Genomic DNA, 14,899 nt, shown 5'->3' with positions numbered 1-14,899 from the left:
ATTCTATTATATAACAAACGTACGTTCGTTTGGTAGTGAAGTAACAGTTTATGTATGTCGAACAATTAAGATGACTTTCTGCCATCCCTTGTCCGAAGCCAATTCATCTCCCACCTACTCACTTCGCGTTCCTTGAGGAAGGAGTCTTCTTGGCTAAAATGATAAAATGAATCAAGTCCATTATCAGCAATCAATTCCTTAGAAGTGTAAATATCAGCTATTTCAGCTTGAGGTATTGCCTTTACTTCAAAGTAACCTTGTGGTAGAAATACACTTTGTTTTTCTGACATCTTCAAAAGCTTTCCCTCTCTTTCATACTTGTGTACAAATGAAAACAGCCCTCCTGGAAAAAGAATGCCATGTACAATGTACATAGATCTTTTACCCGAAGGGCATAATCTCAAATAAACGAAAGAAAATTCAAAAAATACATTAAGGCTAGTATATCATACTTAAACATACAAATCACTTTGCATATTACTCACTAGCATATCTTTTTAATGCACTTTCAAATGCTGAAATCCCCTTACTATTTACAAAGCGAATAGGAGTGTTATAACGAGCTGCTGCAGGGATAATTAATTCATGATATATATGACTCAGTAATTCTGTTAGATAAAAGACTACATCAGCTTTTTTAACTGCACTATCTATTTTACGATGCTGATCTTCTGCTACAAATATAATTTCTGCATTATATTTTTCAACGCACTCTCTATAGTATCTTTCTTTATTTCCACCAATTACAGCCACTTTCTTTCCTGATAAATCATTCCTATACACATTTCCTTGCGGCTCTTCTTCTTTCTGCAATTGAATGATTTCTTGAGCCATTTGTTCAATCATTTTATTTAAATACGCTACTTCTTTTTTATGTTGTTCTGACTTGATTTCCTCCTCAGTTGCCAAATCAGTCATCAATTCATTTACCGACCTCTCTGTTTGTTTAACAACTCTTGATGCCTTAGCATCTGATGAGATTTTTTGTTTTTTCAGATGTTCATTTTCCATTTTATATTTATTTAACATTTTTTCTTGTTTATTAAACTTTTTTTCATACTCGTTTAACTTACTTTGAAGTTTATTCCGCTCCTCTTTAAACGAAATCTCTTCAGCCTTTTCTTGACTAGGATATCTCTCCTTATGAAATATTGCTAATTCTGCAAGAATGTTAATGTATCTGAATGGAGCAGCTTCTAAGTACAAATCATGCATATCATCTGTTCCTTGAGTTTTTATATAAGCAGTAATGAAAATTGTGAAATGCATTCCGTACTTCTCAATTACTTCTTGTACATCTTTAATTTGCTTCTGTTGATTATCTGTTTGATCATACGCTGCTTGTAATTGAGCTATCTCAATTTCACCAGCGACTTTTAAATTCTTTTGAAGTCTTTCTTTCATTTGTGGTTTACTATATTCTTTTAACAAGCGATCAATTTTCCCTCGTTTACCCTGTTTCTTTTCCTTCGCTGTTAAGAAAATTTTACAGTCATTGAAAAAACGTGTAACTATTTTCTTGTGTTTCGGTGAATCACTTTCTATTAAAGATATAATAATGTACAAATCAACAACATCAGGTAATGAATCTGTAGATTCTAACCAATACTGAGTAACAGCATCTTTTACTGTTGTAAATAATTCATCAGATATTTTATCTTGACCTATAGAATCTCCTTCCTCAAAACATTCACTGTAATGTTTAAATAAATCTATTGATTCTTTTCCGTCCTTTTTTGTAATCGAAACTAATTCACCCATTTTAAATCCCCTCTCACAAAAGAATTTTCTGATAACTCCTCTAAATAGTAATATGTGGAATTATGAGTGTCAAATCGATTCATAAAGTTTTTAATCTTCCTTTTTGTCAGTTCAAGAGTTATAATATTCTTATATTTTTTACTTTTTGTTTTTTCTTCTTTAAATTAAAAGCAGCCCTTTGGGTTGAGTTAACACATGAAAATGTGAACAGTAACTCTACTCATTTGGCTGCTTTTTTGCATTTAAAAGGATTGCCATTTAATAAAATTTGATATTTACGGGAGGAATATTAATGAGTAATTATGTTGCACTATACCGTGCGTATAGACCAAATAGCTTTAACAATTTAGTGGGGCAAGATCATATTAAAACGACAATCATGAATGCGATTAAACTAGAAAAAGTAGCACATGCCTACCTTCTATCTGGACCACGGGGTACTGGAAAAACAACTGTTGCCAAAATAATTGGAAAAGGTGTTAACTGCTTAAATCCATTAAGTAATGGTGAACCTTGTCAAAAGTGTGCCAACTGTAGTGATATTAATAATAATAAATTCGCCGACATTCTAGAATTTGATGCTGCAAGTAATAATGGAGTAGAAGAAATACGGCAGATACGAGACCAGGTACATTTAGCACCGGTTACAGGAAAATATAAAGTGTACATTATCGATGAAGTGCATATGCTTTCAAACTCTGCATTTAATGCTCTATTAAAGACATTAGAAGAGCCACCAGCACATGTTATTTTCATACTGGCTACAACAGACCCACAAAAGGTTCCTAAAACTATCATTTCAAGATGCCAACAATTCGAATTTCGAAATATACCTCTTCAAGCAATGATTGACAGATTAAAATTCATCTCCAATGATCAAGGAATTCAGATTACAGACGAAGCATTACATTTAATATCTCAATTAGCTGAAGGTGGTTTAAGAAATGCTCTTAGCATAATGGACCAAGTCATCGCATACGCAACAAATAATGTAACAATAGAGCATGTTGCAACTGTCGTTGGTAAAGTAGCTATTCAGGATATTGAAAAACTAATACATTATATAACTCAGAAAGATTTAACCAACACTTTGGATTCTTTACAAACTATCCTAGAGAGAAAACAAGCGGATTTCTTTTTAAGCGATTTAATCGGTTACTATAGAGACCTCATGATATTTAATCTATCTCAAAAAACTGACATGTTTAAAGTGGCCATTTATAATAATGCCTTTATAAACCTTGCTGAACGAATACCATTATCCAAGATTCCAAGTATTCTTGAAGAGCTTACAACGGTGCAGTATAAAATAAAGAATTCTGTATATGCAGCGACACTAATTGAAATTGCATTAGTTAAGATAATTCAGCTGGAGCAGGAAATATCAACGAACCAACCGAATATCAAAAATAATGAAAATGAAGATTCCAATGAACTTAATCAAACATTGTTACAAAGTTTACTTGATACCATCGCAGCATTCAATCAGCGTTTAGACGAATTAGAAAAACAAAAAGAAGAACCAACTTCTAATCAAAGACGCAGAAACATTCAAATTTATCGCGATCCTAAAGCTAAGGAAACTGCAAAAGATATTGTTTTACCAGAAATCACTTGGGAAACAAGCAAATTGTTAGAAACTTTCCTCCCTAACTGTATTGCTCATATAAAGAAAGATAATCCCCTTATTGCAAATAGTTTAGGAGAAATAGTTCATGCTACTGGATCTAAACACCATATTATTTTCGTAATGGAAAATCCTCAACAAGTTGAGACATTATATAATCCATTAAATGATTCCATAGTTACTAAAACCATTTCACAATTACTTAGACGCACCATTAAGATGATTTACTTAGAAAAAAGTGAATGGGAAGAGATAAATATAAAAAAGGAAGTGTAAAAATGAATAGTATCAAAGTACCATTTGGTAGAAAAAAGAAGCCTAAACTCCCAGTTACAGATATTTCCGCCTTATCTTCTATGGAATTTGATCATCTATTGTATGTACTTAACGAACTAGCAAATAGTTATAGGGATGCTCATCCAATCCCTTATGACATTAGATCGTTTCATCAATTAATTGCCTTTCATCTAGCTAATAAATTAACAAAGCAGCAAACCTTTTCTAACATTGAATTAGGGATCTTAAACGTAATACTTGAAAATAGGAACCTACCAATTAAAGAAAGGAAAACATTAGGAGATTTTGTTTTACTACGGGAAATCGATGAGCTAAACAATTCGAATGAATTTATTATTCAATTAATAGAAACAGGTTATCAATTAGTTGAGAACATTGCATATGTACGGATAAATAAAAATATAGACTGTAATTAAATTATTCATAAAACATAACCCCGCTTAAAAAAATATAAGCGGGGTTAAAAAATTCTGAACAAAATTAACCAAATAAATCTATTTTTTCTTCACTCGGTTTTTCAAGTTCTTTAATTTTCTGTTCTTGTTCTGAAATAATCTCTTTTACAAATGAACGAAGACGACTCAGAAAGTCTCTATGCATACTGTCATTCCCAGCAATATTGAACAATGGAAATAATTCATTAATTAGTTCATGTTCATAAGATTCCCTTTCATTTTCATCTTCTACAAGATATACCTTTACCCGATGAAAATAATGATTTAGAAGCTCTGTACCTTCGCTTTTGCCTTTTAAATGTTCAAGGATACGTCCTCTCAAGTTATTCGACATTCCCACATACAAAGTAACCCCAGTAACCGAATAAAATACATATACACCACCGACATTTAAATGAAATCCAGTTTCAATATCCTTGCATTCTACTGTTACAGAGGGATATTTTGTAATCGGTTTTCCATAGAAACTATTTTGATTTTGCTTCATAAATATTTCTCCGTTTGGTATTTCAGTCAAAAATACTATTGAGGAAGCTATTTCCTACAAAGCTATAAGATGCCGATTTTTCATCCCATTTTAATTCGACTTCTAAAATTTCTTCTTTATTCAGTACTGTATTTTTAGAATCACGGTATTCAATCCATTTTATTTTTTGGGGAACATCCGGAATAAATAGTGCTGTAAAATAAGCTCTCCTTAAAATCGTTGCCAATTGAGCATAACGATCTCCTACTGATCGACTACCATTACCATAAATCACAAATCTTGCGCTTATACCTCTTGCTATGTCTTTATCATTAAGTACATATACTTCTACAGGAAATTGTTGTACCTCCCGTACTTTATCTTTATTTGATTCCGTGGACATAAATAGCCCTGTAACGTAAGGTAATTCAAACTTATATACTCCTGAATGTATTTGTTGATATTTTGGTAATTCTTTAGTTCTATTAAACATTAGTAATCCCCCCAAATATTTAAATGTTATCCGTTTTATGCTACCTGCTCTTAATTTACTTTTAAATGTAATTCAATTTCCCCTTATCTATTACTCTTTATTTTATATATACTGTTCTTTAGCTTAGGCTTCTTGTGTAACCGTACTTTAGTCCCATTAATATCTAAGTCAATTTTTTCTTCCTCTAAAGCCTCCATTTTCTCTTTATGTTCTTTTTCAATTTTATCTCTTTCTTCTTTTTTCTTAGTCGCTTTAGGACCAATTACGAACAGAATTAAGAATATACTCACCATGACAACAAACGTAGTCACTAGTACCTCTCCCCCTTTGCCAAAACTCCGTACAACAAAATTCTTTTTAATGTCTAAGACTTAATTCATAAAATTAGAGGAGAACGAGTGCTAGTATAATTACATCGAAAAATAATAGAAATTACCTGCACTATTCCCTCCTTCCCCCAGATAAACATAGATTATAAATGGCGCAACAAGGCCGGTACTATCAATGTCATTACAAATATAAAAATTGAACTATATCTCAAACTCGAACTCCATTTCCCATATTTCGGATGTTCAAATTTCTTATAAAGCATACCTAGTGCTAGAGATATTAAAAACATTAATACAGCTGTCCCTAAAATTATAGAAGTGATTAAACCCACCATATTACTCATAAAAGTTTGAAAATCAAAAGAACGTGTCGTCAGCATTAACACCGGTAAAATCCTTATTAGTAGTATTAGAATGAAGGATCCTACTCCAAAATATATAGATCTTTTTTTCCACTTTATATGTTTAAACCATAAAGAAGCTCCAAAAACTAGTAATGATATTAAGATTACTACAGAAAGAATAAGGAAAATAATATCAAAGAATGCAGGCACACTCGCATGGACTGCACCATCTATTTTATCTCCCCCATCTTTTATTACATCACTGCCGCCATTAAACAAAGAACCAAACCAGTCTACAATCCAATCGGTCATCCAGGAAATATCGAATGGTAATTCTTCATTATTTGTTTGTGCAGGAGCAGCTGAATTAAATACCTCCAAATTATCCTCCCCCTTTATTGATATTAAGCCCTTTACTTTAAGTATATAAATTTCTTCTATCAAAACTAAGAAGGTAAGAGGTAATACAGTGAATATTTATAGTAAAATGATAAATAATCCCAACAGCTTATGACTGTTGTATAATAATATAAAGATATTGAAATGGAGGTTAAATAATGCAGAAATTTATCATATGGACCTGCTTCGTTATTAGTTTACTTTGGGCTATTTCACACCAGTTCCTTTTACTAATTCCAGCACCTTCAGAAGTATTCTATAATTTAGGAATGTTATTTCAAGCGATTTCTCTTTCTTATATTGCAGCATTTCTATTTTACTTAGTACATAATTATTTACCTGAAAAAGAATTTAAAAAGAAAGTAGAACCGATGGTTAATGAAGAATTAAGTACATTATGGAGCATATGTAATGACTTCAGTTACCAAATGAGACGTTATTCAGAAATAAATGTCTTTGAAACACATCCTTTAAATTTAGAAAGTATGGTTCCTAAGCAAATAAAAAATTTACTAGTATTACCTGGAACATACCATCAAAAAATGGACCAATTCCGAAAAATAGCCATAGGATACCACCCGATATCAATAATAAGCCTATAATGTTGCAAAACAAACAATTTGATTACTGGAGTACAGCAAGCCAATTTGTTATGACTGAAACTGATAAAAGAATAGCACTCCTACTCACTTTAAAAGAATCTATTGATACAGAAACAATAATCAAACTTTCACTAATGCAAAATGCAATTAAAAATTTTAATTTGATTGCCAATACATATGAAGAAAATAACGTTCACAAAACATTTGATAACTTATTCATCCAAAAAGATATGATTAACTTTTATGAGGGATATATACATCTTAAAAAGTACTATAAACTTCAAAACCCTCATCATAAATAAATACTTTACAAAAGGTGTTTTCTAATTAACGAAGACACCTTCAATTTGAAATTTTATAAAATACATAAAAATAAAGCACCTAACTTTCCAGCTCAAAAAATAAAACCCAGCATAGCTGATTTATATTATTAATCTATTCAATTCTCTATTTTGAATGGGTGTTTCAATTAATAAATCTAAATAATACCCCTCTTCTGTATCAAAGAAATACTCCATTGTTTTCTCAAATTCTTCTTCTTCACTTTGCATATATTTCTCTACTTCATAATTAGAAAGCGCTGAAACCGATTGAGCAATTAAAGAATATACGAATCGCTCTGCTAACACATTATCTTCAAAATGCTTTTTTTCTTTTCGAAAACACCCAGGAGCATTATAAGTAAAAGAGACAAAACTTTTCATAATAAAATCCCCCTTTAATTGTCTTAAAATAATCAATGGATTTTCGTGTTTTTTTCATCTACTTCATCTAACAATTTAAATCTCCCTTTTCCTGTTTTTATAAGTAAACCTTCATCAACTAACTGATCCATAATATTACGAACTACTTTCACATCTAGTTTCATTTCCTGTTTTACACGTGTCACTGCCGTATCCCCTGTTTCTATAATGTAAGACTTTATCCGCTCGTATGGTGTTGGTAATGGCTTTATGTTTAAACCATTGTTTGGACGTTCATAAGGGAACAAATCACATATATTTTGCAATATATCCTTAGTTTTGCCTTTAGATAAATCAATTACAGGACTTTGAAACCTTACGTATTCTTCGCTCATGACAGGGCTTTTTAATAAAGCATCTCCTTTACCAAGTAACTTCACACCTGGTGCACTTCCAAAAACCGTTTTGTAGTCATGATAACTACCACAACTAAAAGCAATTTTCGTTGGTAAATTCGCCTTGATTAACCCGTCTACAACTTTTACTTCCGGTCTTTGAGTCCCGCAAATCACATAAATACCTGCAGCTCTTGCTTTTTGACCAATTCGCACAATATAGTCTTTCACATCAGGGTTTTGCATGACTAAATCACTAAACTCATCGACAATACAAACAATATACGGAAGTTTTTCCACATCAGGTAATACATTATAGTCAACTAAATCATCTATATCGTATTCTTCCATCAATGCATATCTTCGGTCCATTTCCTCAGTTACTGCAGCTAAGACAGCTGTTGACTCCTCAACTTCAGTAACTATTTTTTGAACATGTGGGAAATCCTTAAATTTCTTAAAATCAATACGCTTTGGATCTATAATATAAAAATGCAAATCATAAGGCGTTTTCAATAAACATAAGGACAAAATTACTCCAATTAAAAAATACGTTTTTCCACTTCCAGTTGCCCCAGCTATTAGCATGTGTAAGGTATCTGTTAAGTCCTCATAGAGAGGCTTTCCATGTCCATCTAAACCGATGATAAAAGGTAATTTCGCCTCTTTTGAGAACGTTAAGAACTCTGAACTGCTTAAGATATCTCTTAAGTAAACAACACTTCGCTTTTCTTTTGGAAAACTAAACATAATTGAGTTGAGTTCTGAAGCAGATGATAATTGTAGGTCCTCTAAACCAACAGCTACCCTTATATCCTCTACATGTTTTTTTATGTCTCTAAATTTAACGTTAGAAGGAATTGAAAGGGTTACATGCATAATTGTAGACCCTTCTTCTATTTTGATAATTTCACACGATTCTTTTATGATATTTTGTTCTCTCATAACATTTAGTATCTTTAATGTAATCTCATCTGCTTCTAACCGAACAGTGCGTTCCTCTTTTGTATAAGGTAATAGTTCAACCACTTTTTCCATAAAGTCGGAACTGTACACTGTATTTGTGTCTGAATTACTTGTAGGGTTAATCATCGCATATTCATTCCTTCCAATAACATCTCTTTTAATTTCTTACCTCTCCTGCTGTACAACCAAAGACAAAATTTCACTCTCACTTATATACTGTTTATTTTGGTTCACATGAATCTTTCTGCTTTTTATACCGTCTATAACATCCTCAGTTCCTTCGATTGGAGACATGTGTAGGCGATTAAAATAAGTTACTTTCTCTAATGAATTAGCAATTACATGCTGCAAATAGTCTTTTCTTGAACCGTCTTCAGCGAAGATCCCAATGATTAACTGATATTGATATAATGGCTCCTTTATTTTGTTTTCAATATCCTTCACCTGAGAATTTTTATTTAATGGATAGTTCATACTTTCAAATAGTTGATGAACATATTTTTGGAACTTCCGTTTAAACAAAGCATCTGATGGATTCGCAATTCCTGATAAATAATCAATGTATTGCTCTATGAGGTCTTCTTTTGCTTTATCCTCTTTCTGAGCTAAAAATTGTATCAATATTTTTTCTCTTTCTTGCAGTACATCCTGTATATTTTGAAATATCCCTTTGTCATTCTTCAATGGAAATATACTCCCTTTTTGTAGGGACACTTCATACAGATTCATACCACTGATTAGTTCTAAAACATAATTATTATCTATCTGCTCCTGAACTACCTCAAAGTTATTTCCTACTGGCGTAGATAAATAGTTGTTACAACCTTCTTTATAAATGATTTTCTCAAACCCTATTGTTGAATTCACATCACAATTCAAAACATATTTGACTGTATTTTCATCAAAAGTGTTTATTGAATAGATTGTCGATAATAAAACATCAGCCTGAGAAGTAAATCTACGTTGGAAATGTTTAAAAAACATCACCGATCCCCCAATTCGATTTATTTTTTCTTCCCTTTTTTCCATAGCTTCATTACTGTTCCTTTTAAAGGAATTCTTGTAAAATGACTCTTTAACGATTTTCCTATTGAAAACACATCATCACCATTATCTTGAAAACCTTTTAAAAACCTAGGAGGATTCGCAACTCTATAGAAGCCACCAATTATAAATAAAATTTTCAATAAGATCATATTTGGTTCTATAAGTCCCCTTGTAGCAAATAGAACAATTGCCATAAAAGTAATAAATGTTGCATGTATAAGCTGTATTAAAGATAACTGCTTAACATTTTTCCACCATAGGTTAAACCAATGCCGATGTTGATCAAAAATCCATGTACATAGTGCTAATGGAGTACTTATTACAAGCAACATCAAATCAAACCATCGCCGTCCGGCTTTTAATAAAACAGGGATAAGTGTAGAAATAAGTAGTAAATCAAAACCTATTAGTGCAATTAAATTGATTAAACTTAAGGATCCATTTAATACCAATTCACCAGTTTTTATTTCACTGACACCAATACCAGTAATTGCATCTGAACATAGATTTAATAAGGAGAAACCTTTTGCAAAAAGTGTAGGAGCAGCACCAGTTAGTAATAATGCAAGAGGAATTCTGTGAAGGATTTTTCGTATAGGGGTATGTGGTTTGCGAAGCATCATTTTTATCGAATTAATAGTACATAAAATCATGATTAAAATTAATGAAATAGTAAAAAATACAAGTGTCTGATCTTTAATAATTGTCGTTTCAAACAGAAATGCCGGTAACTTTAACAATACGTTTGAAACTAACTCAAAAATTTCATTTAGCAAAATCACACTGCCATTATATATGTGTTGAGGTAGATTTTTCATAAACATATCAATACTATCAATTGCATCTGATATTCCTGTTACTTTTGACTTAATATCTGTTAAAAGAGTACTTACACTTTCAAAATAATTACTTCCAGGGATAAATGAAAATGGAGCAGGGTCTTCTGTTTTAGTAGGTAGTTTGAATTGAAACTTATCTTCAAATGGCGCCCATGGTTCACCTGCACTTTCCATAGCATAAGCTTCTTTCACATGAAACATTAGGAAAGATGTTGCTACGGTTGCATAGGGAATAAGGTTTCCAAAGCCTCTTGAAATGTAGGTAAGTACCTTGCGGGATCTATATACCACTCTAGATTTCCAAACAGTGAGTGGAATAACAAAATGATGCAAAATATAGCGAGTGGCATTAATAATACTTGAATTAACCCGCGAATAATATCGTTGCTCCATTCCTGTGCAAACTTGTGTTTTCGAAACATGCGACAAACTCCTGCCAATACGGAACCTACTAGTGCAATTCCGATTGCTATAATGATACAGCTCATTAAAATAGCCAATAGTATTTGTATCATTTCTGCTGGCATTAATACTGCTTCCGCCGTCTTCGATACTGTTTGAGCAGCTGCTGGTGATGCGTACATGAGAATCCCACTCAACATTGGTATACTTTTTTTTGCTAATTCTAACCACTGGTACCTTTTCTTCTTTTTGCTGTTTATCACTTCCCTTTTTAGATTTTTTACATGAAAAGGGACTTTCTTAAGTTGCTCATTAAACTCTTTTTCAACATTTTGATACTCAGACTGATTTTGATGAAACTTTATTTTATATGTGTTTCCCACTTGTTCGACGGAAAATGGATGTCCTTGCCCTTCATCAGTTCTGTGATGTTCTAACATAAGTACACCCCATTTAAAAAATAATTAACTACTAAACATTTTCTTCGTTAAGTTCCTTTCTAATTGCTTCATAATCATGAGTTGGTGAAGCTGGCGCTTTAGACTTTGTTTGTTTCTTATTCTTTTTATCGAAGGTATGAAAATAGTCTATCGCTTTCGTAACACCAACTGTAAAAGCGCCCGCAACTCCAAACTTCGATACAGTCATTATAAGAAACCCTATACCAGTCATATTGTCATGCCACCTTTTCTTCTCGATTTGGTAAAATTTATTACGCCTGTGCCTGGTTTTATGACATTTATTTTTAAAATTAAATCAAAAAGTTTTAAATTTAAAACTTAAGGACAAAATAAAAACTACTCTAATCCTTATCTCGATAGAATAATTCCTCAATAGGTGGATATTGTAGTGCTGCCCAAATTTTAAAGAATGCTTCTAGCGAAGGCTGAACATGATTATTTACAATTAAGCTTAGATTCCCTTTTTTTATATTGGTTATAGCAGCTAATTCTGTTTGCTTCATACCAATTTTCTTAAGATATTGTCTCAACTTATTACGTAATGGATTCCCTGTATCACAAGCTAATAATTTCAAATAGTTTACATTAATTTCTTCAGTTTCTGTGGCTTTTTCAATCTTCTTTAAAAAAGTTAAAATAATTCCTCTGACCAATATTTCAAGATCCACTTTTTCTTCAGTATTTAATTTTTTCCTGAAATTCTGATATCCTACCATCTCTACCAACTGATCATATATTTCCTCTGAAACCGTAAATCTAATCTCCTTCTCATCCATAATTGAATAAAAACCTCCTTTTGCGGAAATCGTAATACTACATGTTATAAGCGAAAGGACAGTGATATGCGTGATTTCACTATTAAATAATAATGAAAAAGTAGATGAAATATTAGATGAAGTATTTGATGCAGGAAAAAAAAGTAAATAAAAAGGGTGAAATTGATGTCATTTAAATTTCTCGGAATGTGGGTACCACAAACTGGTGTAACACCTGAGTGGTTAGAAAAGCTTGAGATATGTGACGAAAGTATATTTAAAGAATTAGGTTTATCAAGAGAAAAGGTTATTGAAATCTGCCAACACCTACATGATAATAATATCTTAATTTAAAATCACTTTTCATATACAAAAAATAAGACACACCTCTTGTCAAAGTATGTGTCTTTTAAACTTTCCATACTTTTATCTCTAATATAATTATGGTTTGGTGATAACCTTGCCGGCAAATCCCGCTAGCGTAATTGCTTCAGTTATCTTTGTTCCATTTGTTGCATCCACTCCGTAAAAAGCATTTAAAGCATCAACAAACCAATCGGTGTTCTCAAAAACTGTATATCCATTACTTTTTAGTGAAGTAAGAATAGTAGTAACAGTACTATATTTTTGAGAATCACCCATTTTCAACCAATCATTACCATCTTCTGTAGAAGAATTTGCTTTTGTTGTACTAGAGTTAATACTATTATCTTTTCTATCGATAACCAAAAGCCCCTTGGAATTGAATTCAAATCTATCTCCAACCACTAGGGTTCATTCCTCTCCATTCATATTATTGATGTTCGGATCCTCATAGAACATCCTATATTTTTCTTTGCTTGTAGAGAATTCAACATACCAGATATCACAAAGAAAAAGCCTACCACAGCTTAGATTACCATTATTCTCCTTATTAACTTCATGTATTTTATCTATTGAATGTGAAATAACGGCGAATTGTTCCGCTTCCTTTAATTCTTCAAAAGAATCATTCAAAGTACCTAGAATATTATAGTGTAGATTGGTATCATCAGAATCTACATCCTTTTCATATTTAACATTCGATAAATATTTTGTAAGTACCTCATCAGATTTGAGTGATTCGATAGATTTCTGTACTTGTTTTTCTAATGATGCTTCTGTCTCCTTTTTTCCTCCGCCGTTACACCACAAGATGTAAGTAGAATTAAGCTAAAAATAGTTAAAATAAAATAGAATAAATTTCTCAAGAACATGGCTCCTTTTACATAAATACTTTCAAAAACAAATAAAAAACGTAACCTTCTAAAACATTTACATTATTATAAACATAGTAAGCTTACACTAAATCCTTTTATTTTAATATTAATTATATATAAATATTAAAACTTTCGAAAAGCTAATTGGTTATAATAATGCTACTTTTTATTCAAAATGATTAAACTTTTTTCGAATCTACATCCACGGAAAAAGTCGAAAAACTCATCATATATAGCTTAATCTATTCTCTTAATAGCAAATCTAAATCTGTAACCAAGAACGAAAATCCATAATGATTAAATGTTAAAACGGAGTTTTCTCAACATTTGTTACACAATTCCTGCGATATTTTCTATAAAGTGAATACTATATGATTAGCGAAAAATCTTTAAGATTCTAATAAAGAAGCACATTCTATATTCACTTTTTCTTATAGTAATATCAAATACTGATATGTCTTCATTCAGATCCAATATCATTTTCCACTTTGTAATTACCAAATCATTACCAATTTTATCAATATTAGAGAACTTCCTTTTATTGTAAAATTGAAATTGAACTAGTTCAAAACAGGGAGTAGAAAGGGGAATGGGAATGACTTTCAAAAAAATCGCGGGGACATCAATTTTGTTAGTTAGTTTATTGTTTTCAAGTACATCATTTGCAGCTACTGAAAAATCGCCAAATTCAAAACCGATTAAAACTACAGCAGCATGTTACGATCAACATAATCTTAAACTTACAGAAGAAAACCTATCCTTTGATCAATCTGAAAAAAAACAAGAGTTCGCCCCAATTAATCAAGAGAAATTATTACAAGAAACAGGATGGGAAAAACCAACACCTAACGCCCAAATCGAGAAGGTTATTCGAGTATCTTCAATAGAAGACGTTCAAAAGTCTTCTAAAGCTCCTTTAGCTGATTGGGATTGGCTCGTAGTTAAAAATGGAATGGAAAGAGATGGTTGTGGTGTAGTAGTACGTGCAAGAACTTCAGGAACTGGTGATCCAGCGAGCGGAAAATTAATATTAGAACAATCAGTTAAAGTCTCAAATTCTTATTCATCGAATGTCGGCGTTTCGGCTAAAGTCGTTTCAGCTGGCGTCGGATATAACGTTGGGGCAGAATTTAACAGAACAGCAAAACGAGAAGTAGATACTGCTGGCCAAAATTATCAAATAGTTGCTTATGACGATTTCAGAATCCAACCATTCGATGTATATTTCACCAAATTATTCAAAGGAACAGGAACAGCCTATAGACAAGTAGGATTCTGCTTCGTAGTTTGGAAGTTATAATATAGAAAGTGAAAAAGACCTTAGATTTTAAAGGTCTTTT

20 protein-coding genes are annotated in these 14,899 nt (G+C 31.8%); 6 read left to right on the top strand and 14 right to left on the bottom strand.

Going from position 1 to position 14,899, the window contains the following annotated elements:
* Positions 1–65 precede the first annotated feature (65 nt).
* The gene (locus ACO6VI_RS24175; protein ID WP_237655476.1) at positions 66–296 is read right to left on the bottom strand and encodes a hypothetical protein; all 231 of its coding nucleotides are present in this window, start codon (positions 294–296) and stop codon (positions 66–68) included.
* Between the two features lie 181 nt (positions 297–477).
* Positions 478–1,761: a DUF2325 domain-containing protein gene (locus ACO6VI_RS24170; protein ID WP_161520611.1), complete on the bottom strand. Its 1,284-nt coding sequence runs from the start codon at positions 1,759–1,761 to the stop codon at positions 478–480.
* A gap of 292 nt (positions 1,762–2,053) precedes the next feature.
* Here ACO6VI_RS24170 and dnaX point away from each other — a divergent pair, with 292 nt between their 5' ends.
* Together dnaX and ACO6VI_RS24160 are read left to right on the top strand one after the other, a co-directional pair.
* A complete protein-coding gene (dnaX, locus tag ACO6VI_RS24165) occupies positions 2,054–3,664 on the top strand; it encodes a DNA polymerase III subunit gamma/tau (RefSeq protein WP_161520612.1) in 1,611 nt (536 codons plus the stop codon).
* 2 nt (positions 3,665–3,666) lie between these two features.
* A complete protein-coding gene (locus ACO6VI_RS24160; protein ID WP_161520613.1) occupies positions 3,667–4,101 on the top strand; it encodes a hypothetical protein in 435 nt (144 codons plus the stop codon).
* Between the two features lie 64 nt (positions 4,102–4,165).
* Here the strand turns inward: ACO6VI_RS24160 and ACO6VI_RS24155 are convergent, their stop codons facing one another.
* The 4 genes from ACO6VI_RS24155 to ACO6VI_RS24140 all read right to left on the bottom strand — a co-directional run bounded on the left by ACO6VI_RS24155 (position 4,166) and on the right by ACO6VI_RS24140 (position 6,171).
* Positions 4,166–4,627, bottom strand: a complete 462-nt coding sequence (locus ACO6VI_RS24155; protein ID WP_098940282.1) for a GIY-YIG nuclease family protein — start codon at positions 4,625–4,627, stop codon at positions 4,166–4,168.
* Between the two features lie 22 nt (positions 4,628–4,649).
* Complete coding sequence (locus ACO6VI_RS24150) at positions 4,650–5,099, bottom strand: hypothetical protein (protein ID WP_161520614.1); 450 nt, start codon at positions 5,097–5,099, stop codon at positions 4,650–4,652.
* An 83-nt stretch (positions 5,100–5,182) separates the two neighbouring features.
* Positions 5,183–5,410, bottom strand: coding sequence for a hypothetical protein (locus ACO6VI_RS24145; RefSeq protein WP_078399578.1), 228 nt, complete (start codon positions 5,408–5,410; stop codon positions 5,183–5,185).
* Between the two features lie 161 nt (positions 5,411–5,571).
* Entirely contained in the window at positions 5,572–6,171 is a 600-nt protein-coding gene (locus ACO6VI_RS24140; protein WP_202626590.1) for a hypothetical protein, read from the bottom strand.
* A gap of 158 nt (positions 6,172–6,329) precedes the next feature.
* On the opposite strand from ACO6VI_RS24140, the gene ACO6VI_RS24135 reads away from it, so the two are divergent.
* Together ACO6VI_RS24135 and ACO6VI_RS24130 are read left to right on the top strand one after the other, a co-directional pair.
* Positions 6,330–6,773, top strand: a complete 444-nt coding sequence (locus ACO6VI_RS24135) for a hypothetical protein (protein WP_422424279.1) — start codon at positions 6,330–6,332, stop codon at positions 6,771–6,773.
* A gap of 2 nt (positions 6,774–6,775) precedes the next feature.
* Positions 6,776–7,075 (top strand): hypothetical protein, encoded by a 300-nt coding sequence (locus ACO6VI_RS24130; protein WP_422424277.1) that lies wholly within the window; start codon positions 6,776–6,778, stop codon positions 7,073–7,075.
* 120 nt (positions 7,076–7,195) lie between these two features.
* Here the strand turns inward: ACO6VI_RS24130 and ACO6VI_RS24125 are convergent, their stop codons facing one another.
* The 7 genes from ACO6VI_RS24125 to ACO6VI_RS24095 form a co-directional block, all read right to left on the bottom strand.
* The gene (locus tag ACO6VI_RS24125) at positions 7,196–7,477 is read right to left on the bottom strand and encodes a hypothetical protein (protein ID WP_047956844.1); all 282 of its coding nucleotides are present in this window, start codon (positions 7,475–7,477) and stop codon (positions 7,196–7,198) included.
* Positions 7,478–7,509: 32 nt separating this feature from the next.
* The gene (locus ACO6VI_RS24120) at positions 7,510–8,943 is read right to left on the bottom strand and encodes an FtsK/SpoIIIE domain-containing protein (RefSeq protein WP_422424275.1); all 1,434 of its coding nucleotides are present in this window, start codon (positions 8,941–8,943) and stop codon (positions 7,510–7,512) included.
* A 39-nt stretch (positions 8,944–8,982) separates the two neighbouring features.
* The gene (locus tag ACO6VI_RS24115) at positions 8,983–9,801 is read right to left on the bottom strand and encodes a hypothetical protein (RefSeq protein WP_422424273.1); all 819 of its coding nucleotides are present in this window, start codon (positions 9,799–9,801) and stop codon (positions 8,983–8,985) included.
* Positions 9,802–9,821: 20 nt separating this feature from the next.
* On the bottom strand, positions 9,822–10,877 hold the full coding sequence (locus ACO6VI_RS24110) for a hypothetical protein (RefSeq protein WP_422424272.1): 1,056 nt from the start codon (positions 10,875–10,877) through the stop codon (positions 9,822–9,824).
* 41 nt (positions 10,878–10,918) lie between these two features.
* The gene (locus tag ACO6VI_RS24105; protein WP_422424270.1) at positions 10,919–11,545 is read right to left on the bottom strand and encodes a hypothetical protein; all 627 of its coding nucleotides are present in this window, start codon (positions 11,543–11,545) and stop codon (positions 10,919–10,921) included.
* A gap of 31 nt (positions 11,546–11,576) precedes the next feature.
* The gene (locus tag ACO6VI_RS24100) at positions 11,577–11,777 is read right to left on the bottom strand and encodes a hypothetical protein (RefSeq protein WP_000145720.1); all 201 of its coding nucleotides are present in this window, start codon (positions 11,775–11,777) and stop codon (positions 11,577–11,579) included.
* Positions 11,778–11,907: 130 nt separating this feature from the next.
* Entirely contained in the window at positions 11,908–12,342 is a 435-nt protein-coding gene (locus ACO6VI_RS24095) for a helix-turn-helix transcriptional regulator (protein WP_422424268.1), read from the bottom strand.
* Between the two features lie 165 nt (positions 12,343–12,507).
* Between ACO6VI_RS24095 and ACO6VI_RS24090 the strand changes: the two genes are divergently transcribed.
* Positions 12,508–12,675: a hypothetical protein gene (locus ACO6VI_RS24090; RefSeq protein WP_000008614.1), complete on the top strand. Its 168-nt coding sequence runs from the start codon at positions 12,508–12,510 to the stop codon at positions 12,673–12,675.
* A gap of 87 nt (positions 12,676–12,762) precedes the next feature.
* On the opposite strand, the gene ACO6VI_RS24085 is transcribed toward ACO6VI_RS24090, so the two are convergent.
* Positions 12,763–13,089, bottom strand: coding sequence for a hypothetical protein (locus ACO6VI_RS24085; RefSeq protein ID WP_422424266.1), 327 nt, complete (start codon positions 13,087–13,089; stop codon positions 12,763–12,765).
* A 1,065-nt stretch (positions 13,090–14,154) separates the two neighbouring features.
* Here ACO6VI_RS24085 and ACO6VI_RS24080 point away from each other — a divergent pair.
* Entirely contained in the window at positions 14,155–14,859 is a 705-nt protein-coding gene (locus ACO6VI_RS24080) for a hypothetical protein (RefSeq protein WP_161520622.1), read from the top strand.
* The last annotated feature ends 40 nt before the right edge of the window (positions 14,860–14,899 follow it).

Origin of the sequence: Bacillus sp. PSXD-155, from assembly GCF_049310765.1 — a bacterium.
GTDB lineage: Bacteria > Bacillota > Bacilli > Bacillales > Bacillaceae_G > Bacillus_A > Bacillus_A cereus.
This window is presented reverse-complemented; position numbering and strand designations above follow the sequence as displayed.